Source organism: Streptomyces alkaliphilus, from assembly GCF_014141535.1.
Lineage (GTDB): Bacteria > Actinomycetota > Actinomycetes > Streptomycetales > Streptomycetaceae > Streptomyces > Streptomyces alkaliphilus.
Genome location: NZ_VKHT01001381.1, coordinates 1 through 1,016 on the forward strand (window position 1 = coordinate 1; position 1,016 = coordinate 1,016).

1 protein-coding gene is annotated in these 1,016 nt (G+C 74.8%); it reads right to left on the reverse strand.

Annotated elements, in window-relative coordinates; all coding sequences use genetic code 11:
• A partial coding sequence (locus FNQ90_RS24605) for a class I SAM-dependent methyltransferase (protein ID WP_182608353.1) occupies positions 1 to 1,016 on the reverse strand: 1,016 nt, incomplete at both ends.

The window sequence follows — 1,016 nt, forward strand, 5'->3', positions numbered from 1 at the left end:
GGCGAGGGGCCCGGGGCTCTCCGGGGAAGCGCCCACCAGGCCGTTGGGTATGCCGTGCACGACGAGCGGGGCGCCGGCGTGCGCGGCCCGTGCCGCGGCCACCAGCCGATCCGGACCGCTCCAGGGGAGGTACTCCACCGGTGGTTCCGCCCGGCCCCCGGGCGGGGCGCCGATGTGCAGCACCAGGTCGTAGCGGTAACGGGTGAGTTCGGTGGCGGCCGCCATGGTCCGGGCCCTGGTGCTGATCCGCACCGGCCGGTGGAAGCCGGTGACGATCTCCCGCACCGCCTCCGGGGCGAAGGACAGCTCCTCGTCCTCCGTGATCGCGACCCGGACCCGGTCGGCGATCACCTCCTCGGGGGCCTCCGGGTCCCGGGCCCGCTCCAGGTCGGTGAAGTGCCGCTCCACCAGGGCGGAGTGCCGGATGTCACCGAGGATCACGGTGCCGCCGTCCGCGACCACGTCGAGGGCACCGCGCACCACGGCCGCCAGGTAGTCCAGGTTGGGGAAGCACTGGGTGACGGAGTTCAGCACCACGCAGTCGGGACGCGCGCCGGGACCGAGGACCGCGTCGGTGGCGCGTCGGACCGTCGGGGAATCCACCTCGTGTGCGGCGGCACGGACGAAGCCGGTGCGCGGCAGACCGGCCGCGGAGAGGCGCTCCACCGCGGTGTCGGCGACGTCCGTGCCGACGTAACCCTCGAGCGAACCGTGCAGTCGGTGGGCGAGCAGGCCCGTGCCGCACCCGGCCTCCAGCACCGTGCGGGGCCCGGACTCCAGGATGAGTTCCACCGTGCGGTCGATCCACTCGCGCATGTGCTCGCGCGGCAGCGGGGCGCCGGTGGCGGAGTCCCGCCAACCGGAGAGGTCGAGGTCCTCGGCGTGCCGGCCCTCGCCGGTGCCGTACACCCAGTCGTAGACCTCGGCCCAGTGCTCCAGGTGTTCGCGCAGCAGCGGACCGGGGACGGGGGTCGCGGAGATCGCCGCGGGGTCGGGGGTGACGCGCAGTCGACCGC